Here is a 22,943-nt window from a genome sequence, read left to right as displayed (position 1 = left end):
TGGGGGGCAGTTGCACGCGGATGCCAAATGTCCTGCAGGATCGAAGACTACGCCCTGATTGGCGATTGTGAGACGGCTGCCCTGGTGAGCCGGAACGGGTCGATCGACTGGCTGTGCTGGCCGGCGTTCGATTCCGACGCCTGTTTCGCCGGCCTGCTGGGTGATCGCAGCCACGGCCGCTGGCTGATCGAGCCGCGCGGCGTCGTCCGATCGACGTCTCGACGTTATCGCGGCGACAGCCTCATCCTTGAGACACGATACGAAACTGCGACCGGCACCGTCGAGATGATCGATTTCATGCCGCCGCGGGGCAGGGCCTCCGATGTCGTTCGGCTGGTCCGCGGCGTCTCCGGCCGGGTCGCCATGCGGATGGAGCTGATCATCCGCTTCGGGTTCGGCATCGAGATTCCCTGGGTCAAGCGTTCCGAGGATCGCTCCGCGCTGCTCGCCATCTGCGGCCAGGACATGGCGGTGCTGCATACGCCCGTCGCGACCCGCGGCGCGGACATGACCACGGTGGCGGAGTTCGAGGTCGCTGCCGGCGAAACCGTGCCTTTCGTGCTCACCTACGGTCCGTCGCATCTGCCGGCGCCCAAGGCGATCGATCCGGATCAGGCGCTGGATGACACCGAAACGTTCTGGGCCGACTGGTCGCGGCGCTGCACCCATCAGGGCGAGCATCGCGCACTCGTGATGCGCTCGCTGATCACCTTGAAGGCGCTCACCTACGCGCCGACCGGCGGCATCGTCGCGGCGCCGACCACCTCGCTGCCGGAGAAGCTCGGCGGCCGGCGCAACTGGGACTACCGATTCTGCTGGCTGCGTGACGCGACGTTCACGCTGCTCGCGTTGATGAACTCAGGCTACACCGAGGAAGCGCTGGCCTGGCACAACTGGCTGCTGCGCGCCGCGGCGGGCGCTCCCGCCTACATGCAGATCATGTATGGCATCATGGGCCAGCGGCGGCTGATGGAGTGGGAGGCCGAGTGGCTGCCGGGCTACGAGGGTGCCCAGCCGGTGCGGATCGGCAATGCCGCGCATGCGCAGCTCCAGCTCGACGTCTACGGCGAGCTGATGGATGCCTTCCATCAGGCCCGCATGACCAAGCTCAAGCTGGACGACGGCACCTGGGACCTGGAATGCGCGGTGCTCGACCATCTCACCGACGTCTGGGACCAGCCCGACCACGGCATCTGGGAACGCCGCGGCGATGGCCGTCACTACGTGTTCTCCAAGGTGATGACCTGGGTGGCGTTCGATCGCGCGATCAAGAGCGCGGAGAAATTCGGGTTCAAGGCGCCGCTGGAGCGCTGGCGGCGGCTGCGCGAGACGATTCATCGCGATGTCTGCGCCAAGGGCTACGACGAAAGCCTCGGCAGCTTCGTCGAGTCCTATGGCTCGCGGCTGCTCGATGCCAGCCTGCTGCTGTTGCCGGCGGTCGGCTTCCTGCCGTGCTCCGATTCGCGCATTCGCGGCACGGTCGACGCGATCGAGGAGCATCTGCTGCGGGACGGCTTCGTGCTCCGGCACGATCCGCGCGAGGTCCCGCCGGACGAGCAGCAGCCGATCGAAGGCGCGTTCCTGGCCTGCACGCTGTGGCTGGCCGACGCCCATGTCCTGGCGGGCGATACGGAGAAGGCCGAGACGCTGTTCCGCCGCGTGGTGAACATCGCCAACGACGTTGGACTGCTGGCCGAAGAATACGACACCGAGGCACGGCGGCAGACCGGCAACTTTCCCCAGGCGCTGACCCATATCGCGCTGATCAACACGGCGCAAAATCTGAGCAGCGCCAAGAAGGCCAGCGACAAACCCGCAAGGCAGCGGTCGGGAGCCTGAGCTGCCGCGCGTCAGCTTGCGGATGAGCCTTGCGCGTTTTCCGCCAGGATCATCTCCATGGCATTGGCAAAGCCTTCGTCCTGATTGGACGTGGTGATGCGCTTGGCCTTGCTCTTCACCTCGTCGCTGGCATTGCCCATGGCGATCGACAATCCGCTCACCTCGAACATCGCGACATCATTGTGCATGTCGCCGATGGTCGCGACCTGGTCGAGCGGAACGCCGAGCCGCTTGGCCATCGCCGTGACGAAGGTGCCCTTGTTGCGCCCGGGCGGAGTGATGTCGAGATAGTAGCTCTGCGAGCGGACCGCCGTCGCCTCGGTCCCCAGCGTCTGCTGCATCTGGCTCTCGCAGTGCGCCAGCAGCTCGAAATCGCTGCTGGCGCCGACGATCTTGCAGGCGTTCGACAGATAGGGGGAGAAATCGTCGACGATCGTCGGCTCCGCGCGTATCGCGCGCCGCTCGTTCGGGACGTATTCGCCGTCCGGATTGCGCGTCAGCCAGGCATCATTGGTGAAGACCCAGATGTCGACCCTGGATTGTTGGAGAAGATCGACGCAGCGCGCGGCGGCGGCGGGCGGGATCAGGCTCTGCTCGAGCGGGCGCATATCGGCGTCGATGATCGAGCTGCCGTTGAACGGGCCGACCGGAAGGCTGATCTGCAGCGGCTCGATCAGAAAGCGCATTCCGATCGCTGGGCGGCTCGAGGTGAGCGTGAAGGCGACGCCACATTCGTGCAGCCGTCGCGCCACCTTCGCGGCCCGCTCGGTCAGAACCTTGTCCTTGGTCAGCAGCGTGCCGTCGACGTCGGATACGACGAGAGCGATGCGGGTCATGAGCCCTTCCTGTTCGCGGGTCAGGCGCAGCCCCGACCGGCGTGAAGCTGTTGCATGATGTCGTCCACGATCGCCGCGACTGGCGCGTCGACCGAGACTGTAATGGGACGCTCGGCGGCGTCAGGTGGTTCCAGGGTGGCGAATTGGCTGGCGAGCAGGCCCGGCGGCATGAAGTGCCCCTTGCGATGGCTCATCCGTCTGCCGATCAGCTCCTGACTGCCTTGGAGATAGACCATGCGGACATCGTTACAGCCGCCGACCAGGATATCGCGATAGGCCTTCTTGAGTGCAGAGCAGGCGATGATGATGTGCTGGCCCGCAGTACGGCAACGCGCGATCTCCTGGGCAATCGCCTGCAGCCAGGGCCAGCGATCCTCGTCCGTGAGCGGGTGGCCGGCGCTCATCTTGGCGACGTTTGCGGGCGGGTGAAAGCTGTCGCCATCCTCGAAGCGCCAGCCGAGGCGTTGCCCCAATGTTTTCCCGATCGTGCTCTTGCCGGAGCCGGACACGCCCATGATGACGAGCGCATGGGGCAGGTCAGATGTCGCCACTTCGCCCCTCCGGCCAGGCCTCGCTGTCGATGAGCAGGATCGTCTCCCGATTTGAGCGGGCGCGATTGGCCGGCAGGTCCTCACCGGCCAGCACCCGCGTCATGATCGCGCGCTTGTCGGTACCGGCGATCTCAAACAGCATGGTTCGGCAGGAGGCGAGCGCAGGCAAGGTCAGGCTGATCCGCGGCACGAAGGGAGCGACGTGAGCCTTGTCGACGCCGACGACCCAGCGATCGGCGACATCAACGGCGGGAAAACCGGGGAATAGCGACGCGACATGGCCGTCGGGGCCGATGCCGAGCAGCACAAGGTCGAACAGCGGCCGCGCGGGGGCGAGCCGCCCGGCGCCGTAGAACGCTTCCAGCGTGCGCTGATAGTCGCGGGCACTGGCCTCCGGGTCCGACCTATCGGTCGCGATCGGGTGGATGTTGGCGGCCGGCGCGCAGGCATCGAGGAACGCGTGGCGGGCCATGGTCATGTTGTGCAGGGGATCTCCGGCCGGAACATAGCGCTCGTCGCCGATGAACCAGTGCACGCGCGGCCATGCAATCCGCTCGCGATAGGCGTCCGTCGCCAGCAGCTGATAAAGCTGCCTCGGGCTCGATCCCCCGGTGAGGCAGACGGCTATGGTCCCCGGATTTGCGTCGATGCGGGCCAGGAGATGTTCGGCCGCGACCCTCGCCATCGTCGCCTGGTCCGCGACTCGCACGAGTTTGCGGTTCTGCGGCCCGACCACGGCTAAACCAGCTTGCGCCAGCTGCGGCCGTCGCGGGCCAGGAGATCGGCCGCCGCCTCAGGTCCCTCGCTGCCGGCCGCGTAGGAATGCAGGCCATCGCGGCCGGCCTTCTTCCACGCCCCGATGAACGGCTCGACGGCCTTCCAGCCGGCCTCGACGCTGTCGGCGCGCTGGAACAGGATGTTGTCGCCGATCATGCAGTCATAGATCAGCGTCTCGTAGCCGGTGGCGGGCTCGGCCTGGAAATAGTCCTTGTAATTGAACTTCATCTGCACGCCATCGGTGCGGATGGTGGGGCCGGGCACCTTGGTGTTGAACTGCAGCGTGATGCTCTGGGTCGGCTCGATGCCGATGACCAGATAGTTCTCGGCCAAGGTCTCGATCGGCGTGCAACTGAACATCGCGAACGGCGCCTGGCGGAACTTGATCGCGACCTCGGTGCGCTTGGCGCCGAGCGCCTTGCCGGTGCGCAGATAGAACGGAACGCCGGCCCAGCGCCAATTGTCGATCGTGAGCTTGAAGGCGGCATAGGTCTCGGTGGTGCTGTTGGGGCGGACGTCCTTGCTCCTCAGATAGTCGGGCAGCTCGGCGTCGCCGATCATGCCAGCCGTGTACTGGCCGCGCACCGAATTGAGCAGCGCCTCCCGTTCGCTCAACGGCTGGATCGCCGACAGCACCTCCGCCTTCTCGGAGCGGACGGTATGCGCATCGAACCGTGCCGGCGGCTCCATCGCCACCAGCGACAGCAATTGGAAGAGATGGTTGGGGACCATGTCGCGCAGCGCGCCGGTCGCGTCGTAGAAGCTGCCGCGCGTGCCGACGCCGAGCTTCTCCTCGACGGTGATCTGCACGTGGTCGATGTGATGCCTGTTCCAGATCGGCTCGAACATGCCATTGGCGAAACGCAGCACCAGGATGTTCTGCACCGTCTCCTTGCCGAGGTAATGATCGATCCGGTAGATCTGGTGCTCGGTCACGAGCTGCAGAAGCTCGTCGTTCAGCTTCTTGGCCGAGGCGAGGTCGGTGCCGAACGGCTTTTCCACCACGAGGCGGCGCCAAGCCTTGCCGTCCTCGCGCAGCAACCCGACGCGCCCGAGCTGTTGCGCGATCGGCGCAAAGGCGCTCGGCGGCGTCGCGAGATAGAACAGCCGATTGCCGTGGGTCTCCCGCGCGGCTTCCAGCTTTTCCAGCTTCGCCTTCAACTGATCGAAGCTTTCCGGCTCCTTCGGATCGGCCTCGATCGCAGTCACGCATTGCAACAGGCGCTGCGCGATCTCATCCTCGATCGGGCGTGTGGCGTATTTGCGTAGGCCTTCCATGAGATTGTCGCGCAGTTGCTCGCTCGACATGCCCTTGCGGGCAATGCCGACGATGCAGAACCTGTCCGGCAGCAGATGATTGGCCGCGAGATTGTAAAGCGATGGCAAGACGAGCCGATGGGTCAGATCGCCGGTCACACCGAAGATCACGAAGGCGCAAGCGTCAGGCTTCTGATGTTGCGGCTGGTGCGGATGCAGCGGGGTCACGCGCGGTCGTCCCTGGGCTTGACGATCTCGGGCGCGCTCTGGCGCGCCGGGTCTGGGTGCTGTTCAGGCTCCTTGTGCCCGCCAAAGCCTTCGCGCATCGCCGAGAGAATCTTTTCCGCGAAGGTGTGCTCCTGGCGCGAGCGGAAACGGGCGAACAAGGCGGCGGTCAACACCTCGGCCGGCACCGCTTCGTCGATCGCCGCATTCACGGTCCAGCGGCCCTCGCCGGAATCCTCGACATAGCCGGAATATTTCTCCAGACCGGGCTGCCGCGCGAGCGCGCTGGCGGTGAGGTCGAGCAGCCAGGACGGAATGACGCTGCCGCGGCGCCACACCTCGGCGATGTCAGCGAGATCGAAGTCGAAGCGATGCGCCTCGGGCAGCGCCGCGCTGTTCGCATTCCTGAGGATGTCGAAGCCCTCGGCATAGGCCTGCATCAGGCCATATTCGATGCCGTTGTGGATCATCTTGACGAAATGGCCGGCGCCAGTCGGCCCCGCATGGATGTAGCCCTGTTCGACGCGCGGGTCGCGGCCGTCACGGCCCGGTGTGCGCGGGATGTCGCCGATGCCTGGCGCTAGCGTCGCGAAGATCGGATCGAGCCGGTCGACGACCGGCTTGTCGCCGCCGATCATCATGCAGTAGCCGCGGTCGAGGCCCCAGACTCCGCCGGAGGTGCCGACGTCGACGTAGTGCAGACCGCGCTCCTTGAGCGCCTTGCCGCGGCGGACGTCGTCCTGCCAGAAACTGTTGCCGCCGTCGATGACGACGTCGTCTCGGCTCATCAGCTTGGTGAGCTGCTCGACGGTGGCTTCCGTGATCTTGCCGGCCGGCAGCATGACCCAGGCGTGCCGCGGGAGGGCGAGTTTGCCGACGAACTCCTCGAGGCTCGCGGCGCCGGTGGCGCCCTCGGAAACCAGCGCGGCGACGGCCTTTGCGTCGCGATCATAGACCACGCAGGCGTGTCCGGCGCGCATCAGGCGGCGCACGATGTTGCCGCCCATCCGCCCGAGACCGATCATTCCCAATTGCATCGACGATGCCCTTCCTAGCTCAGCGCTTCACTGATCGCGCTGTCGAGCATCTTCAGGCCCGATTTCAGATTGCCCTTGAGATGGACCCGAAGAGCCCTACGCCCGCGCTCGGTGAGTACGTCGAAGTCGCCGCGCGCCTGCGCCGCCTTGATCACGCCGAAGCTCGCCTTCTGCCCGGGGATCGGCAGATCCTGGGCATCGTCGGCCGTGATCTGGAGAAACACGCCGCTGTCCGGGCCGCCCTTGTAGGCCTGGCCGGTCGAGTGCAGGAAGCGCGGACCGAACTCGGCGCAGGTGGCGAGGTGCTTGGCATCGCGCAGCCTCAGCCGGATCCGCTGCAGCGTGTCGATATTGCCTGCGTTGCGGTCGATATAGCCGAGCAGGGCGATGTAGTCGCCGTCGCCGGCGCGGCCGAGATGCGCCTTCAGCCAGGACGCGAGCGTGCCGTCGGCGCCATGCTCGCGCAGGCTCTCGACGTTCTGTGCATCCGTGTAGAGCTCGCAGCCCTTGATCGAGACCACCGGCTCCTCGGCCGGCAGCGCGCCGCTCTGCTCGAACGCCGCCGTCAGTTCGCGGGTCTTGATCTTGGCCGATTCGACGTCGGGCTGGTCGAACGGGTTGATGCCGAGCACGGCGCCGGCAACGGCGGTCGCCATTTCGAAGCGGAAGAATTCCTGGCCGAGCTGGTCGATCGACTTCATGACGATGCGCACGACCGGATGGCCGGCCTCCTCGAGCGCGGCGAGCTTTGCATCATGGCCGGCCACGTCGTCGCCGCCGATCCTGATGTCGATGAAGAAGCGATCATGACCGTAGACCTCGGGCGAGGCGACTGGCTCGCCATCGATCGGGATGAGGCCCTTGCCTTCCTTGCCCGTGGACTCCGCGATCAACTGCTCGGCCCAGGCACCGAAATCGGCGATCTTGGGCGAGGCGAAGATCGTTATCTTGTCGCGGCCTTCGAGGCCGGCGAGACCCATCGCCAAGCCGAGCTGAACGCCCGGGTTCTGCAGCGGCGGCACGTCGGGCCCGCAGGAGCGCACCATTGACAGCGCCTGCGTAATCAGCCTGCGCACGTCGATGCCGGCGGTGGCGGCCGGCACCAGGCCGAACGGCGACAGCACCGAATAGCGGCCGCCGATGGTCGGCTCGCCGTGGAAGATGCGGGCGAAGCCTTGCGCCTTGGCCGCCTTCTCCAGCGACGAGCCGGGATCGGTCACGGCAATGAAGCGATGGCCGGCCTTCTTCGGCCCGATCGCCTCGGAGACGCGCGCGAAGAAGTAGTCCTTCATCGCGTTCGGCTCGGTGGTGCCGCCCGACTTCGAGGAGACGATGAACACCGTACGGGTGATGTCGATCGCCTTCTCCATCGCGCGCACCTGCGCGGGATCGGTGGAATCGAGCACGTGCAGCCTGGGGAAGCCGGCCCTGCGCGGGAACGTCTCGGCGAGCACTTCCGGCCCGAGGCTGGAGCCGCCCATGCCGAGGACCACGGCGTCGGAAAACTTCTGTCCCTTCACCCGTTGCGCATAGTCCTCATAATCGGCGATATCGGCTTTCTCCGCGCTGGTCAGCCAGCCCAGCCATTTGTGCTCGTCATGGCCGGTCCAGACCGTCGCATCCTTGTGCCAGAGCCGGCGGATCCTGGCGTCCTTGCGCCAGTCCTCGGTCGCGGAGGCGACCTTCTTCTCGAGATCAGCAGCAACGGCGATCGTCTGCTGCCCAAGTCCTGTCCCCAGCACGACGGCGCGCTTGTGCGCAACCGCGCCGTAGAGCTTGTCGGCGGCGTCCGCGAACTGCCTGACGCCGTCGACCACGAGATCTGCGGTGATGTCGTCGAGCGAGATGCCGGTCTTCGCCAGATCCTCCAGGGCGGCCTGGGCGGCATCGACGTCTTCCTCCAGGCTGTCGCGCACCTCTCCGTGATCGCGGAAGGCGTCCAGCGTGGCCGGCGGCACAGTGTTGACGGTGTTCGGCCCGATCAGCTCCTCGACATAGAGGACATCGCTGTAATCCTTGTTCTTGGTACCTGTGGAGGCCCAGAGCAGCCGCTGCGGCTTGGCGCCTTGCTCGGCCAGCCGCTCCCAGCGCGCGCCTGCGAACAGCCGCTTGTAATCCTGATACGCCATCTTGGCGTTGGCGATGGCGATCCTGCCCTTGAGCGCCGCCAGCCGCTCCTTCTCCGAGGGATCGTTGGCCTGGGCGATCTTCTCGTCCAGTTGCTTGTCGACCACGCTGTCGATGCGGCTGACGAAGAACGACGCCACGCTGGCGACATGCGACGGATCGCCGCCGGCGCCGACGTAGGCCTCGAGGCCGGCAATGTAGGCTTCGGCGACCTGCCGGTAGACGTCTTGCGAAAACAGCAAGGTGATGTTGACGCTGATGCCCTTGGAGATCAGGTGCTGGATGGCCGGCAGGCAGGCGTCGGTCGCCGGCACCTTGATCATCAGATTCCTGCGGTCGACCGCCTTCCAGAGCTGTTCGGCCTCGGTGATGGTCGCTTTGCTGTCCATCGCCAGATAGGGCGAGACTTCGAGGCTGACGAAGCCGTCATTGCCATCGAAGCGGTCGTAGACCGGCCGCAGCACGTCGGCAGCATTCTGGATGTCCTCGACGGCGACGGCCTCGAACAGCTGCGTCGGCGATCGATCGCCGTTCTTCAGCGCCGTGGCGATCGGCGCGTCATATTCATCGGAGCTGCCGATCGCCTTCTCGAAAATCGCGGGATTCGAGGTGACGCCCTTGACGCCATCCTCATCGATCAGCCGCTTCAGGTCGCCTTTGGCGACGAAGCCGCGTGCGAGGAAATCGAGCCAGACCGCCTGGCCGTGTTCTTCGAGAGCTTTGACCGGATTCATGATGCCTATCTATGTGCGTCGGCTTGCTTTTTCGGGTTCCCGCCTGGCGGCCTGCCAGGTCGTGGACCTCACATGAACAACTATGCGCCAGCCCACAGGAGAACGCCATTCATAATGGATTGATCCCTCTGGAATCCCAAGAGCTTCGCGCCGGGCTCGACGTGCCGGCGGCGCGCGCCCCGCGGGAGACGTGCAGGCAGCCTGAAGCCTGCTGCCGACCGTTCGACCAAGGCGTGGCGAAGGTTCGCCAAGCGCGGCCAGCGTTCGGCTCGCGTCGGCCTCCGCGACACCCGCGCGCCGGAGGTCTCCCATCGTGGCGAGCAAATGCCGTCGATCAAACCTTCTCCGCCTTGCAATGCCGGAAAGCGGCCACATGTGTTCTGGGTAATGGTGCCTCACGTCACGGATCAAGGCGAGCGTCATGCGATTGTCGCGTCGGCTGCGGCTCGTGATCGGCGGATAACCCATGATGCTTTCTGCTTGCAGACATTCGGTGGCGAGCCGCAAGCTGATCATGGCAATGATCAGCATCGAGTGATCCGTCCGGGTTCGGCCGCGCGTTACGTCACGACATTCGGTTCTAGCGGTGAACATGTGTGCGGATGGCTGTGAGATGCGCGCGTTCATCGCTCGCCTGATCACGATGGCGTCGCGTGAGCGATGGCTGACGTGCTCGCAGCGGGGCCATTGGTTCGACCACAGTGGCCGGCGCGCATCATGTCGCGCCACGAATGAGACATTCGCTGCCTGGCGCAGCTGCGCGACCGTTGGCGTTCACTCGCGGTTCACTTCCGGAAGACAGACTGATCCCGGAGCTGTCACGCCACCAGTTCACGTGGCTTCACAACACCTTGTGCGGCGCAGGAAGACTACGGTGCCGGGGTATTGCGGATGTTGCGAAGCAGAGACAATGGGGTACAAATGGGGAGAGTCGGCCGGCTTTTGCCGAACTATTGAGCGAAGTGCATGTTGATAGGGCATATGCTGCATGCACTTTGCGTTGCGGAAAAGGACGAAGACGGTGCCCAATGGGGGCTAGCGCGCTTCACTCTGAGTCGGTTCGGGATCAGCAGGAACGTACTTGGATCTCGGCCCGTTGCAGCAGTGCAGCGGAACCTACGTGGAGAGGGATCATGTACAACGATTCGTTGTTCAACGCGTTCGCAAGGTCGTTCGAGGCACGCAGCCAGACCGACATGTCGATGCAGGAATATCTAGAATCGTGTCGAACCGACCCGATGCGATACGCGAACGCCGCTGAACGACTACTAGCTGCGATCGGTGAGCCTCAGATGATCGATACGGCCAAGGACCCACGCCTTGGCCGTATTTTTTTGAACCGGACGGTTCGGCTGTATCCCGCGTTCGCCGGCTTCTACGGCATGGAAGACACGATCGAGCGCATCGTCGGATTCTTCCGTCACGCCGCGCAGGGTCTCGAAGAGCGCAAGCAGATCCTCTATCTGCTCGGACCGGTCGGCGGCGGCAAGTCGTCGCTCGCCGAACGGTTGAAGCAGTTGATGGAAACTCATCCGATCTACGTGCTCAAGGCGGGAGATGAGTTGAGCCCCGTGTTCGAGTCGCCGCTCGGCCTGTTCGATCCCGACACGCTGGGCCCGATGCTCGAGGAGAAATACGGCATTCCGCGCCGCCGCCTGTCGGGCCTGATGAGCCCGTGGTGCTACAAGCGGCTCGAAGCCTTCGGCGGCGACATCTCGCAGTTCCGCGTCGCCAAGATCCAGCCGTCGCGGCTGCGCCAGATCGGCATCGCCAAGACCGAGCCCGGCGACGAGAACAACCAGGACATCTCCTCGCTGGTCGGCAAGGTCGACATCCGCAAGCTCGAAACCTACGCCCAGAACGATCCCGACGCCTACTCCTATTCGGGCGGCCTCAACCGCGCCAACCAGGGCATCCTCGAATTCGTCGAGATGTTCAAGGCGCCGATCAAGATGCTGCATCCGCTGCTGACGGCGACGCAGGAGGGCAACTATATCGGCACCGAGAACATCGGCGCGATTCCCTACAATGGCGTGATCCTCGCCCACTCCAACGAGGCGGAGTGGCAGAGCTTCAAGACCAACAAGAACAACGAGGCCTTCATCGACCGCATCTGCGTCATCAAGGTGCCGTACTGCCTGCGCGTCACCGAGGAGCGCAAGATCTATGAGAAGCTGATCCAGGGCTCCGAGCTCTCCGCCGCGCCGTGCGCGCCCGCGACCTTGGACACGCTCGCCAGATTCTCGGTGATGTCGCGCCTGCGCAAGCACGAGAATTCGACGTTGTACGCCAAGATGCGGGTCTATGACGGCGAGAGCCTCAAGGAGTCCGATCCGAAGGCGCGCAGCGTGCAGGAATATCGCGACGCCGCCGGCGTCGACGAGGGCATGGACGGCATCTCCACCCGCTTTGCCTTCAAGGTGCTGGCTGCGACCTACAATCACGACACGGCGGAAGTGTCGGCCGATGCCGTGCATCTGATGTACGTGCTGGAACAGTCGATCAAGCGCGAGCAACTGCCCGAGGAGATCGAGAAGCGCTACCTCGAATTCATCAAGGCGGATCTGGCGCCGCGCTACGCCGAGTTCATCGGTCACGAGATCCAGAAGGCCTATCTGGAATCCTACTCCGATTACGGCCAGAACCTGTTCGACCGCTACGTCGACTACGCCGACGCCTGGATCGAAGATCAGGACTTCAAGGATCCCGATACGGGACAGCTGCTCAATCGCGAGCTGTTGAACCAGGAGCTGACCAAGATCGAGAAGCCGGCCGGGATCGCCAACCCGAAGGATTTCCGCAACGAGGTTGTCAAGTTCTCGCTGCGCTTCCGGGCCCAGAATGGTGGCAAAAATCCGTCCTGGACCTCCTACGAAAAGATCCGCGAAGTCATCGAAAAGAGGATATTCTCGCAGGTCGAGGATCTGCTTCCGGTCATCTCGTTCGGTACCAAGAAGGACGGCGAGACCGAGAAGAAGCACGACGACTTCGTCGCGCGCATGGTCGAACGCGGCTACACCGAGCGGCAGGTCCGCCGGCTGGTCGAGTGGTACATGCGCGTGAAGCAGGCGGGTTGATCGTGGTCCGGCGCCGATGTTCACTGCAGGTGCGGCAGGCCATCGGTCTGACGTCGGCGCCAGGGCTACGAAACGAGCGAAACGTTCGACGCGGAGCTTCGCTGGGAGGCGTCGGACAGGCAGAGGGTGCCGTTGCAGTGTCGGGTCCGATACTGCACCGCGGCATCGCGGCGGGGGAGAGCAGGAGTCGAAGCCGCTGCAGCAGGAGGCGTATGGAACGTGGTCATGCACATCATTGATCGGCGCCTGAATCCGGGCGGCAAAAGTCTCGAAAATCGCCAGCGATTTTTGCGCCGCGCCAAGGCCCTGGTTCAGGGAGCGGTCAAGAAGACCTCGCAGGACCGCGACATCAAGGACGTGCTGGAGGGCGGCGAGGTCTCGATCCCGCTCGACGGCATGGACGAGCCTCGCTTCCGCCGCGAGGGCGGCACCCGCGACATGGTGTTGCCCGGCAACAAGAAGTTCGTCGAAGGCGACATCCTGCCGCGCTCCGGCGACGGCAGCGGCCGCAAGTCGGCGCCCGGACAAGGCGACAGCGAGGACGCGTTCCGCTTCGTGCTGAGCAAGGAGGAGTTCGTCAACCTCTTCCTCGACGATCTCGAACTGCCCGATCTCGCCAAGCGCAAATTCGCCGAGGCCGAGAGCGAGGGGCTGGTACGCGCGGGCTATTCGACCTCGGGTTCGCCGGCCAATATCTCGATCAGCCGCACCGTCACCCGCGCCTTGGCCCGCCGCGTCGCGCTGCGCCGTCCGCGGCCGGAGGCGATTGCCGAGCTCGAAGCCCAGCTGGAGCAGGAGACCGACGACGACAAGCGCGCCGCGCTTCTGGCCGAGATCGAGGCGCTGAAGGCGAAGGCCAAGCGCATCCCCTTCATCGACCCGATCGACATCCGCTACCGGCGCTTCGAGGCCGTGCCGAAGCCGATCGCACAGGCCGTGATGTTCTGCCTGATGGACGTGTCCGGCTCGATGTCGGAGCACATGAAGGACCTCGCCAAGCGATTCTACATGCTGCTCTACGTGTTCCTGACCCGGCGCTACCGCCATGTCGAGATCGTCTTCATCCGCCATACCGATCGCGCCGAGGAGGTCGACGAGCAGACGTTCTTCTACGGACCGGCGTCCGGCGGCACCTTGGTGTCGAGCGCCTTGCAATGCATGCACGACATCGTCCGCTCGCGCTTCCGCCCGTCGGACTGGAACATCTACGCGGCGCAGGCCTCCGACGGCGACAACGCCACCTCGGATTCCGAGAACGTCGCGCGGCTCTTGACCGACAACATCCTGCCGGTGTCGCAGTTCTTCGCCTATCTCGAGGTCGGCGAATCCGGCACCTATTCGTTCGAGATGCCCGACTCGGCGCTGTGGTCGCTGTATGAGCGGCTGCGCGCCAATGGCGAGCCGCTGTCGATGCGCAAGGTCCGCGACCGCAGCGAGATCTTCCCGGTGTTCCACGACCTGTTTCAGCGTCGCGGCACCACGCAGGAGAGGGCGGCGTCATGAGCGGGTTGCTGTTCGAGGGCGCAGACTGGAATTTCCTCACCCTGCAGCGCATCCACGATGCCTGCGAAGCCGTCGCCGAGAAGGAGCTCGGGCTCGACACCTATCCCAACCAGATCGAGGTGATCACGGCCGAGCAGATGCTCGACGCCTATTCCTCGGTCGGCATGCCCCTGTTCTACAAACACTGGTCGTTTGGCAAGCACTTCGCCTATCACGAGGCCTCGTACCGCAAGGGCCTGATGGGCCTCGCCTATGAGATCGTGATCAACTCCTCGCCCTGTATCTCCTATCTGATGGAGGAGAACACGGCGACGATGCAGACCTTGGTGATCGCGCACGCGGCGTTCGGCCACAACCATTTCTTCAAGAACAACTATCTGTTCAAGCAGTGGACCGACGCCGACGGCATCCTCGACTATCTCGATTTCGCCCGCGGCTACATCGCGCAATGCGAGGAGCGTTATGGCCGGCTCGCGGTCGAGCATACGCTCGACGCGGCGCATGCGCTGATGTCGCACGGCGTCGACCGCTATCCGGGCAAGAAGAAGCTCGACTTCCGCGAGGAGGAGAAGCGCGCCGGCAAGCGCAGGCTCTACGAGGAGGGCCAGTTCAACGATCTCTGGCGCACGGTGCCGACCGGCCCGGTCAAGACCAATGCGATGCTGAACGTCGAGCGGCGCCGCGCGCTGCTCGGCCTCCCGCAGGAGAACCTGCTCTATTTCCTGGAGAAGACCGCGCCGCGGCTGGCGCCCTGGCAGCGCGAGTTGCTGCGCATCGTTCGCCACATCGCGCAGTATTTCTATCCGCAGGGCCAGACCAAGGTCATGAACGAGGGCACGGCGACCTATGTGCACTATCGCATCATGAACCGGCTGCACCAGGACGGCCGCCTCACCGACGGCAACTTCCTGGAGTTCCTGCAGTCGCACACCAACGTCGTGTTCCAGCCGGAGTTCGACGATCCGCGCTTCTCCGGCTTCAACCCATATGCGCTCGGCTTTGCGATCATGCAGGACATCGAGCGCATCGTGAAGGACCCGACCGACGAGGATCGCGAATGGTTTCCGGACATCGCCGGCACCGGCGACGAAATGGCGGTGCTGCGTGACGTCTGGGCGAATTATCGCGACGAGAGCTTCATCAGCCAGTTCCTCAGCCCCAACCTGATCCGGCGCTTCAAGCTGTTCCATTTGCATGACGATCCGGCCGAACGCGCCGGCATCCTGGTCGACGCCATCCATGACGAGCGCGGCTATCGTCGCATCCGGCGCGAGCTGTCGAAACAGTACGATGTCGGCTACATCGACCCGAACATCGAGGTGGTCGATGTCGATCTCGCCGGCGATCGCCGCCTGATGCTGCGACATACGGTGGTCAAGGGCGCCCAGCTCAACGAGACCGACACCAAGCGCGTGCTGCAGCATCTCGCCGATCTCTGGAGCTACGACGTGTCGCTGGTCGAAGTCGACGCCGCCACCGACAAGGTGCTGAAGGAGTACGTGCTCAATCCCCGGATACAACCGGCGGCCGCCTAGCGCGGCCGCCAAGCCCTGAGCGACGTCAGATTTCCGCGAAGATCTCCAGCAGATTGCCGTCGGGATCCCTGAAGAACAGCGTCCGATGGCCGAAGGGCTGGTCCCTCGGCTGCTCCAGGAGCGCGACGCCCTTCTCCGTCAGCTCGGCCGCGCAGCGGTCGACGTCGACGCGTCCCACCTTGAAGGCGAGTTGAAGCGCCGCGCTTCCCGGCGGTGTCGGCTGGTGCGATGTCAGCCGCTGCGGCCGAGCGAGCGCGAGCGTGTTGGAGCCGATCTGAAATTCGATCCACCCCTGCGACAGTTCCCGGAGCAGCGGAAAGCCCAGGACCTCCTCGTAGAACTGCCGCATGACGTCCCAGTCGCGGGCGAGGATCACCGTGTAGTCGATGGCGCGAATGGCGCGAAATGCGGACACCCTCTTTACATCATTGGTCACGATCTCTCCCTCCCGGCCGGCCTCACCAAGCTTTTCCATCCCGCGTCGAGTGGCGCAAGGCTGATGAGCCCGCTATGGTGCCCGCCGTTGGCCGGGTGGTTGCAGCCGGCCGTTGCGGACGATGATCAAAGCTCGGGCGTAAGGCGCGTGGTTGGACCAAAGGAGACGGCGGCAACGGATCGGCGGGACCGGTTCATTCCGATACGCAAGTCCGACGTCCTGGACACCGTCATTTCGCATGGCGGCCTGGATGACGCCCTGGCGGCCGACCTGCGCCAGCTGGCGCACATGCTCGGCGCCATCCTGCACCACGAATATTTCGACGAGCTCGATCGGCTGCGCGACGTCTATTTCGACTTCGATCCCGAGGTCCCCGCCGGCCGCCATCGCTCCGCTCAGGAGCTCGACACCGCCTATTGCAACCTCACCGACGAATTCGTCCGGGTGCTGAGCGAAGCGAACTTCATCGAGATCAGCCACGATGAGATCGAGCGCGCCTTCGCCGAGCACGCGCTTGTCAGGGTCAAGCTGAGGGCGCCGGTCTCCGACTTTCGCGCCGTCCGCATGTTCCGGCGCGGCACGCATCAAGAGACCATCGAGGTCCCCATGCTGTATGGCCTGCGGAGGCGCAAGCAGGAGATCGAGGTCTACGACGACATCATCCTGATGGTCGCGACCAGGCCAGACGAGCCGTCTCAGAAGAAGCGCAAGACCGCCGCCTGGCGTGGCCGCAACAAGATCCGCGGCGGCGCGGTGCTGTTCAAATATTTCCGCCACATCGCGCGCTTCGACCTCGAGGCGCTGCTGCCGAACGTCCGCGTCGTCATGGGCCTGCGCGAGCAACTGACGCTGGGCGTGCCGGCGCTGGTCGGCGGCGTACCGATCCTGCTCAAGCTGGCTTCGACGCTCACCGTGCTGTTCATCGTCGCCGGCTTTTATCTCGGCCTCAGCGGCACCGTGCACGACAACGATACGGAGCAGGCGCTGGCGGCGCTGTCGGGCCTGTTCGCGCTCGGCGCCTTCATCCTGCGGCAATGGGGCAACTTCCATCGCCAGTCGCTGATCCATCAGAAGCAGGTCACCGACAACATCTACTTCCGCAACGTCAACAACAATTCCGGCATCTTCAACTATTTGATCGGCGAGGCCGAGGACCAGGACTGGAAGGAAGCGATGCTGGCCTATGGCGGCCTGCTGCTGGCGTCGGTGCCGCTCTCGCGTGCAGCATTGTGCAGCCATGTCGAGGAGTTGCTGCAGCAGATGTTTGGATTGAGCCGCGCGTTCAATGTCGAGGAGGCCTTGATCAGGCTGTGGGAGTTCGGCCTTGTGACCGGCGGAGATGACGCGCTGTCCGCGCTGCCGCTGCGCGAGGCGATCGCGCAGCTCGATCGCGTCTGGGCAAGCGCGTTGCGGGCGTAATCGTCATCAACGATGACGGGCCTCATGGTTCAAGACGCGCCTGCGGCGCTCCTCATGATGAGGAGCGAGGGCGCGGCTCACCAGGATATGCCGAGCTGTCGCAACGAACGATCTGACAGTTAGTTACTCCGTCATGGCCGGGCTTGTCCCGGGCATCCACGTGGTTATCAGCGTGCCGAACGACGTGGATGGCCGGGACAAGCCCGGCCATGACGTGGAGATAGACAAGCGCAAAACTCCGATTGTGAAATGCGATAGCCCCGCCAGAAGCGGGCGCAATGCACTCCACCTTTGTCCTGAGGAGCCCGCCGGAGGCGGGCGTCTCGATGGACGGCTACAGAGCACACGCTTTCCACGCAGCGGTCTGCCTAGCGCAGACTCGCATTGATTTTGTCGAGCGCGGCCTGCCCAGGGCACAGATCCGCTGCCTCCAGCCGGTTGAGCGGTCGCTCCACCGTGTTGAGGTGGCTGTGCAGATCGTCGGCCTCAGGGTCGACATAGAGCAGGCCGGTCACGATCTGGCCTTGCGCGGCATGTTTCTGGAGGAAGGTCATGGCGCCGAGCCGGTCGTGCGGGTCGTAGTCGGCGTCGATCTTGCGCAGCGCCAGCCTGGAGCCGTCGTGCTGCTCGACGATCTGCACCGTGCCCGGATCCTGGTCGATCTCGATCGGATCGCGCCCGGTCAGCACGTCCAACCGGTTCACGGCATCGTTGTGCTCGCGGACATAGTCGAAGCTCTTGGTTGAGCCGGCGTGATTGTTGAACGCGATGCACGGGCTGATGACGTCGATGAACGCCGCGCCCTTGTGCCGGATGGCGCCCTCGATGATCGGCACCAGCTGCTTCTTGTCGCCGGAGAACGACCGCGCCACATAGGTGGCCCCGAGCTGCAGCGCGATGCCGACCAGGTCGATCGGATTGTCGGTGTTGGTGACGCCCTTCTTCGACTTCGACCCGCGGTCGGCGGTCGCCGAGAATTGGCCCTTGGTCAGGCCGTAGACGCCGTTGTTCTCGACGATATAGGTCATGTTCACGCCGCGCCGGATCGCGTGGGCGAACTGGCCGAAGCCGATCGAGGCGGAATCGCCGTCGCCGGAGACGCCGAGATAGATCAGCTCGCGGTTGGCGAGGTTGGCGCCGGTCAGCACCGAGGGCATGCGGCCGTGCACGGTGTTGAAGCCGTGCGAATTGCCGAGAAAGTAGTCCGGTGTCTTCGACGAGCAGCCGATGCCGGAGATTTTTGCCACCCGATGCGGCTCGATCGACAGCTCGAAGCAGGCCTCGATGATCGAGGCCGTGATCGAATCGTGGCCGCAGCCGGCGCACAAGGTCGAGATCTTGCCCTCGTAGTCGCGATGGCTGTAGCCGAGTGCGTTCTTCTTGATGCCGGGATGCTGGAATTTCGGCTTTGCGATGTAGGTCATGAGAGCACCCTGTCGCCCAGTGCCGTCATGGCCGGGCTTGTCCCGGCCATCCACGTGGGAGTCCGAGGAAAGAGAGGCGTGGATGCCCGGGACAAGCCCGGGCATGACCGTGGAGAGAGTGGCTGTAAAGTCATGACACCGCCTTGCGCAGCGGTGTGACCTTGATGTGGTCCTGGTGGTCGCCGATCGCATCGGCGATGAAGCGCGCCGTGATCGGCGTGCCGTCATAATGCAGAATCGGCACCAGCCGGACCGGGTCGATGCCGTTCTCGGTGACGATCAGCTGGCGCAGCTGCGCGTCGCGGTTCTGCTCGACCACATAGACGAAGTCGTGCTCGGCGATGAAGCTCGCCACGCTCGAATGGAACGGGAAGGCGCGGATGCGCAGGCGGTCGAGCTGACAGCCGCGCGCCTCTAGCAGTCCGATTGCCTCGTCCATCGCCGGCGCGGTCGAGCCGAAATAGATCACGCCATATCTGGTCGGCTTGCTCGCATTGGCCTGCAGCGGCCGCGGCACCATGTCCTGCGCGGTCTGGAACTTGCGCAGCAGGCGCTGCACGTTGTCGGCATAGACGGCGCCTTCCTCGGAATAGCGCGCGTAGCGGTCACGCGAGGTGCCGCGGGTGAAGTAGGAGCCCTTCGTCGGATGCGTGCCGGGGTAGGTGCGGAACGGAATGCCGTCGCCGTCGACGTCGAGATAGCGGCCGAAGTCGCGGCCTTCGTCGAGCATTTCCGCCGTCATCACCTTGCCGCGGTCATACTGCTTGGCGTCGTCCCACTTCAGCGGCCGGGACAGCCGCTGGTTCATGCCGATGTCGAGATCGAGCATCAGGAAGATCGTGGTCTGTAGCCGCTCGGCGAGGTCGAACGCCGCAGCGGCAAACTCAAACGCCTCCGCCGGATCTTCGGGGAACAGCATCACATGCTTGGTATCGCCGTGCGAGGCATAGCCGCAGGCGATCAGGTCGCATTGCTGCGTCCGCGTCGGCATGCCGGTCGAGGGGCCGGCGCGCTGCACGTTCATGATCACGGCCGGGATCTCGGCAAAGTAGGAGAGGCCGATGAACTCGGTCATCAGCGACACGCCGGGGCCCGATGTCGTGGTAAAGGCGCGGGCGCCGTTCCAGGACGCGCCAACCACCATGCCGATCGAGGCGAGCTCGTCCTCGGCCTGCACGATCGCGTATTTGGCCTGCCCGGTTTCCGGATCGTGCCGCAGTTTCTTGCAGTGGTTGCTGAACGCTTCGGCCAGCGACGACGACGGCGTGATCGGGTACCAGGCGCAGACCGTGGCGCCGCCATAGACGGCGCCGAGCGCGGCGGCGTTGTTGCCCTCGATGAAGATGCGGTCGCCGACCTTGTCGGCCTTCTTGATGCGCAGGCCGATCGGGCACTTCAAATTCTGCAGCGCCCAGTCGCGGCCGAGATGCAGCGCGTGGACGTTGGAGGAGAGCAGCTTCTCCTTGCCCTTGTACTGCTCACCGATCAATTGCTCGATCAGCTTCGGATCCATGTCGAGCAGCGCTGAGAGCGCGCCGAGATAGATGATGTTCTTGAACAGCTGGCGCTGGCGCGGATCCGAATAGGTCGAGTTGGTGATCGCGGTCAGCGGGACGCCGATGACGGTGATGTCGTCGCGGAACTTGGTTGCCGGCATCGGCTTGGTGGAATCGTAGAACAGATAGCCACCCGGCGCGATACCGGCGACGTCCTTGTCCCAGGTCTGCGGGTTCATCGCCACCATCAGATCAGTGCCGCCGCCGCGGGCGCCGAGATGGCCCGCTTCGGTGACGCGCACCTCGTACCAGGTCGGCAGGCCCTGGATGTTCGACGGGAAGATGTTGCGCGGGCTGACCGGCACGCCGTGGCGGAGCACGGCGCGCGCGAAGAGTTCGTTCGCGCTGGCCGAGCCGGAGCCGTTGACGTTGGCGAAGCGGACGACGAAGTCGTTTACGCTGCTGAGCGGCGCTTGCTGGGACATGCGTTACCTGCGTGAGTCGTCTCGATGAAGTATTTCTGCATGTCCCACGCACCGGTGGGACAGCGCTCGGCGCACAGGCCGCAATGGAGGCAGACGTCCTCGTCCTTCACCATCACCCGCCCGGTCTTCAGATCCGAGGACACGTAGAGGCTCTGGTCGGGATGCGGCGCCGGCGCCTTCAGGCGCGAACGCAGATCCGCCTCTTCGCCGTTGTCGGTGAAGGTGATGCAGTCCATCGGACAGATGTCGGCGCAGGCGTCGCATTCGATGCACAGCGTGTCGGAGAATACCGTCTGCACGTCGCAATTCAGGCAGCGATGCGCCTCGCCGAGCGCAAGCTTGACGTCGTAGCCGAGCTCGACCTCGGCGCGGATGTCCTTCAGCGCGACCACCTTGTCGCGGTGCGGCACCTTGAAGCGCTTCTCGGACGAAACGTCGTTGTCATAGCTCCATTCATGGATGCCCATCTTCTGCGAGGAGACATGCACCTCGGGCAGCGGCCGCTCGGTGATGTCCTCGCCGGACAGCAGGCGGTGGATCGACAGCGCGGCCTCGTGGCCCTGGGCGACCGCCCAGATGATGTTCTTCGGACCGAACGCCGCATCGCCGCCGAAGAACACTTTCGGGTTGGTCGAGACGAAGGTTGTCGGATCGACCACCGGCATGTGCCATTTGTCGAACGCGATGTCGCAATCGGCCTCGATCCAGGGGAACGCGTTCTCCTGGCCGACGGCGACCAGCACGTCGTCGCAGTCATAGGTCACATCGGGCTCGCCCGACGGCACCAGCGAGCGACGGCCGCTGGCGTCATATTCGGCCTTCACCTTCTGGAAGGTGACGCCGGTGAGCCTGCCATTGTCGTGATTGAAGGCGACCGGCACGAGATAGTTGAGGATCGGAATGTCCTCGTGCAGCGCGTCCTCCTTCTCCCAGGGCGACGCCTTCATCTCCTCGAAGCCGGAGCGCACGATGACCTTGACGTCCTCGCCGCCGAGCCGTCGCGCGGTGCGGCAGCAATCCATCGCGGTGTTGCCGCCGCCGAGCACGATCACGCGCTTGCCGATCTTGTCGGTGTGTCCGAACGAGACGCTGGAGAGCCAGTCGATGCCGAGATGGATGTTCGCGGCGGCTTCCTTGCGTCCGGGAATGTTCAGCTCCCGGCCGCGCGGCGCGCCGGAGCCGATGAAGATGGCATCATAGTTCTCGGCCAGCAGCGTCTTGAGGCTGTCGACGCGATGTCCGGCCTTGTAGTCGACGCCGAGGCCGAGCACGTAGCCCGTCTCCTCGTCGATGACGCTGTCGGGCAGGCGGAATTTGGGGATCTGCGAGCGCATCATGCCGCCGGGCTTTGGGTCGGCATCGAACACGGTGCAGTGATAGCCGAGCGGCGCGAGATCGCGCGCCACCGTCAGCGAGGCCGGGCCGCCGCCGACCAGCGCGATGCGCCGGCCGTTCTTCGGGGCAGGGCGCGGCAGGCGCTGATGGATGTCGTCCTTGAAATCGGCCGCAACGCGCTTCAGGCGGCAGATCGCGACCGGGCTTTCCTCGACACGCCCCCGTCGGCAGGCGGGCTCGCAAGGGCGATCGCAGGTGCGTCCGAGAATGCCCGGGAATACATTCGATTTCCAATTGATCATGTAGGCGTCGCTGTAGCGACCCTCAGCGATCAGGCGGATGTATTCAGGGACCGGAGTGTGTGCGGGACAAGCCCATTGGCAGTCGACCACTTTGTGAAAGTAGTCGGGGGCCGAGATATCAGTCGCTCTCATTCATACCCTGTCCGCGCGGCGAACCATGAGCGCGCGGCCTTCCTGACGTGAGGACGACTGCTTGTTCAGGATCGGCTAGGGATCGATGTGGGTCCGGAGCAGGTCCTGTTCGTCGCCCTTCTGTTTTTTGAATGGCTCAATTGAATAGTCTTATCAGACTAGAGCCATTCCAAGGCGCGCACAAAGGCAAATTTGCAAAGCTGCCCCTCATGCACAGTGTGCGGCGCCGCATTGCCGGCCTGATGCTGCCACGTGTTGCGATGCGGCATTTTCGGTGACGATAGATTGCGAGGATGATGATAAATTAAAGAATGGAGGGTGGAGCACGCGGGTTGCCACGCACTCCGCCGTCATGCCCGGGCTTGTCCCGGGCATCCACGTCGTTCCCAGGATGCCGCACAACGTGGATGGCCGGG

Annotated in this window: 16 protein-coding genes; 5 read left to right on the top strand and 11 right to left on the bottom strand. The window is 64.5% G+C overall.

What is annotated here, in order from left to right; genetic code table 11:
- Positions 1–27 precede the first annotated feature (27 nt).
- Positions 28–1,839, top strand: coding sequence for a glycoside hydrolase family 15 protein (locus QW861_RS13735; protein ID WP_316172476.1), 1,812 nt, complete (start codon positions 28–30; stop codon positions 1,837–1,839).
- An 11-nt stretch (positions 1,840–1,850) separates the two neighbouring features.
- On the opposite strand, the gene QW861_RS13730 is transcribed toward QW861_RS13735, so the two are convergent.
- The 7 genes from QW861_RS13730 to QW861_RS13700 are packed head-to-tail and all read right to left on the bottom strand — an operon-like array spanning position 1,851 to position 9,914.
- A complete protein-coding gene (locus tag QW861_RS13730; protein ID WP_316172475.1) occupies positions 1,851–2,675 on the bottom strand; it encodes an HAD family hydrolase in 825 nt (274 codons plus the stop codon).
- Positions 2,676–2,695: 20 nt separating this feature from the next.
- Positions 2,696–3,190, bottom strand: a complete 495-nt coding sequence (locus QW861_RS13725) for a gluconokinase (RefSeq protein ID WP_316166626.1) — start codon at positions 3,188–3,190, stop codon at positions 2,696–2,698.
- Between the two features lie 22 nt (positions 3,191–3,212).
- Positions 3,213–3,962: a 6-phosphogluconolactonase gene (gene pgl, locus QW861_RS13720; RefSeq protein WP_316172474.1), complete on the bottom strand. Its 750-nt coding sequence runs from the start codon at positions 3,960–3,962 to the stop codon at positions 3,213–3,215.
- Between the two features lie 2 nt (positions 3,963–3,964).
- Complete coding sequence (zwf, locus tag QW861_RS13715; RefSeq protein WP_316172473.1) at positions 3,965–5,488, bottom strand: glucose-6-phosphate dehydrogenase; 1,524 nt, start codon at positions 5,486–5,488, stop codon at positions 3,965–3,967.
- Positions 5,485–6,522 (bottom strand): phosphogluconate dehydrogenase (NAD(+)-dependent, decarboxylating), encoded by a 1,038-nt coding sequence (gnd, locus tag QW861_RS13710; protein ID WP_315718007.1) that lies wholly within the window; start codon positions 6,520–6,522, stop codon positions 5,485–5,487. The genes zwf and gnd overlap by 4 nt, the downstream gene beginning before the upstream one ends.
- Before the next feature lie 14 nt (positions 6,523–6,536).
- The gene (locus QW861_RS13705; protein WP_316172472.1) at positions 6,537–9,383 is read right to left on the bottom strand and encodes a bifunctional transaldolase/phosoglucose isomerase; all 2,847 of its coding nucleotides are present in this window, start codon (positions 9,381–9,383) and stop codon (positions 6,537–6,539) included.
- Between the two features lie 9 nt (positions 9,384–9,392).
- The gene (locus tag QW861_RS13700) at positions 9,393–9,914 is read right to left on the bottom strand and encodes a hypothetical protein (protein ID WP_316172471.1); all 522 of its coding nucleotides are present in this window, start codon (positions 9,912–9,914) and stop codon (positions 9,393–9,395) included.
- 602 nt (positions 9,915–10,516) lie between these two features.
- Between QW861_RS13700 and QW861_RS13695 the strand changes: the two genes are divergently transcribed.
- From QW861_RS13695 to QW861_RS13685, 3 genes are all read left to right on the top strand, one after another.
- Positions 10,517–12,460 carry a PrkA family serine protein kinase gene (locus QW861_RS13695; RefSeq protein WP_315718010.1) on the top strand — a complete coding sequence of 648 codons (1,944 nt, stop codon included), beginning with the start codon at positions 10,517–10,519 and terminating at the stop codon, positions 12,458–12,460.
- Between the two features lie 225 nt (positions 12,461–12,685).
- Positions 12,686–13,963, top strand: coding sequence for a YeaH/YhbH family protein (locus tag QW861_RS13690; RefSeq protein WP_315718011.1), 1,278 nt, complete (start codon positions 12,686–12,688; stop codon positions 13,961–13,963).
- The gene (locus QW861_RS13685) at positions 13,960–15,498 is read left to right on the top strand and encodes a SpoVR family protein (RefSeq protein ID WP_315750207.1); all 1,539 of its coding nucleotides are present in this window, start codon (positions 13,960–13,962) and stop codon (positions 15,496–15,498) included. Before QW861_RS13690 ends, QW861_RS13685 begins: the two co-directional genes overlap by 4 nt.
- Positions 15,499–15,523: 25 nt before the next feature.
- Here the strand turns inward: QW861_RS13685 and QW861_RS13680 are convergent, their stop codons facing one another.
- A complete protein-coding gene (locus tag QW861_RS13680) occupies positions 15,524–15,934 on the bottom strand; it encodes a VOC family protein (protein WP_315750208.1) in 411 nt (136 codons plus the stop codon).
- A gap of 147 nt (positions 15,935–16,081) precedes the next feature.
- On the opposite strand from QW861_RS13680, the gene QW861_RS13675 reads away from it, so the two are divergent.
- Complete coding sequence (locus QW861_RS13675; RefSeq protein ID WP_316193162.1) at positions 16,082–17,353, top strand: TMEM143 family protein; 1,272 nt, start codon at positions 16,082–16,084, stop codon at positions 17,351–17,353.
- Between the two features lie 368 nt (positions 17,354–17,721).
- Here QW861_RS13675 and QW861_RS13670 read toward each other — a convergent pair whose 3' ends face one another.
- The 3 genes from QW861_RS13670 to QW861_RS13660 form a co-directional block, all read right to left on the bottom strand.
- Positions 17,722–18,777 (bottom strand): 2-oxoacid:ferredoxin oxidoreductase subunit beta, encoded by a 1,056-nt coding sequence (locus QW861_RS13670; RefSeq protein ID WP_315718016.1) that lies wholly within the window; start codon positions 18,775–18,777, stop codon positions 17,722–17,724.
- A gap of 130 nt (positions 18,778–18,907) precedes the next feature.
- Complete coding sequence (locus QW861_RS13665) at positions 18,908–20,758, bottom strand: 2-oxoacid:acceptor oxidoreductase subunit alpha (RefSeq protein ID WP_315718017.1); 1,851 nt, start codon at positions 20,756–20,758, stop codon at positions 18,908–18,910.
- Positions 20,728–22,527 carry an FAD-dependent oxidoreductase gene (locus QW861_RS13660; protein ID WP_316193161.1) on the bottom strand — a complete coding sequence of 600 codons (1,800 nt, stop codon included), beginning with the start codon at positions 22,525–22,527 and terminating at the stop codon, positions 20,728–20,730. Before QW861_RS13660 ends, QW861_RS13665 begins: the two co-directional genes overlap by 31 nt.
- Between the last annotated feature and the right edge of the window lie 416 nt (positions 22,528–22,943).

The organism is Bradyrhizobium sp. SZCCHNRI1029 (genome assembly GCF_032487555.1).
Classification (GTDB): Bacteria; Pseudomonadota; Alphaproteobacteria; order Rhizobiales; family Xanthobacteraceae; genus Bradyrhizobium.
Note: the sequence above shows the minus strand (reverse complement) of the source record. Positions and strands in the feature narration are given on the sequence as shown.

Coding starts and splice junctions, on each gene's coding strand:
- QW861_RS13670 (WP_315718016.1), bottom strand. CDS start 18,777: ATGACCTACATCGCAAAGCCGAAATTCCAGCATCCCGGCATCAAGAAG.
- QW861_RS13685 (WP_315750207.1), top strand. CDS start 13,960: ATGAGCGGGTTGCTGTTCGAGGGCGCAGACTGGAATTTCCTCACCCTG.
- QW861_RS13705 (WP_316172472.1), bottom strand. CDS start 9,383: ATGAATCCGGTCAAAGCTCTCGAAGAACACGGCCAGGCGGTCTGGCTC.
- QW861_RS13695 (WP_315718010.1), top strand. CDS start 10,517: ATGTACAACGATTCGTTGTTCAACGCGTTCGCAAGGTCGTTCGAGGCA.
- gnd (WP_315718007.1), bottom strand. CDS start 6,522: ATGCAATTGGGAATGATCGGTCTCGGGCGGATGGGCGGCAACATCGTG.
- QW861_RS13665 (WP_315718017.1), bottom strand. CDS start 20,758: ATGTCCCAGCAAGCGCCGCTCAGCAGCGTAAACGACTTCGTCGTCCGC.
- QW861_RS13730 (WP_316172475.1), bottom strand. CDS start 2,675: ATGACCCGCATCGCTCTCGTCGTATCCGACGTCGACGGCACGCTGCTG.
- QW861_RS13690 (WP_315718011.1), top strand. CDS start 12,686: ATGCACATCATTGATCGGCGCCTGAATCCGGGCGGCAAAAGTCTCGAA.
- QW861_RS13660 (WP_316193161.1), bottom strand. CDS start 22,527: ATGAGAGCGACTGATATCTCGGCCCCCGACTACTTTCACAAAGTGGTC.
- QW861_RS13735 (WP_316172476.1), top strand. CDS start 28: ATGTCCTGCAGGATCGAAGACTACGCCCTGATTGGCGATTGTGAGACG.
- QW861_RS13700 (WP_316172471.1), bottom strand. CDS start 9,914: ATGCTGATCATTGCCATGATCAGCTTGCGGCTCGCCACCGAATGTCTG.
- QW861_RS13725 (WP_316166626.1), bottom strand. CDS start 3,190: ATGGGCGTGTCCGGCTCCGGCAAGAGCACGATCGGGAAAACATTGGGG.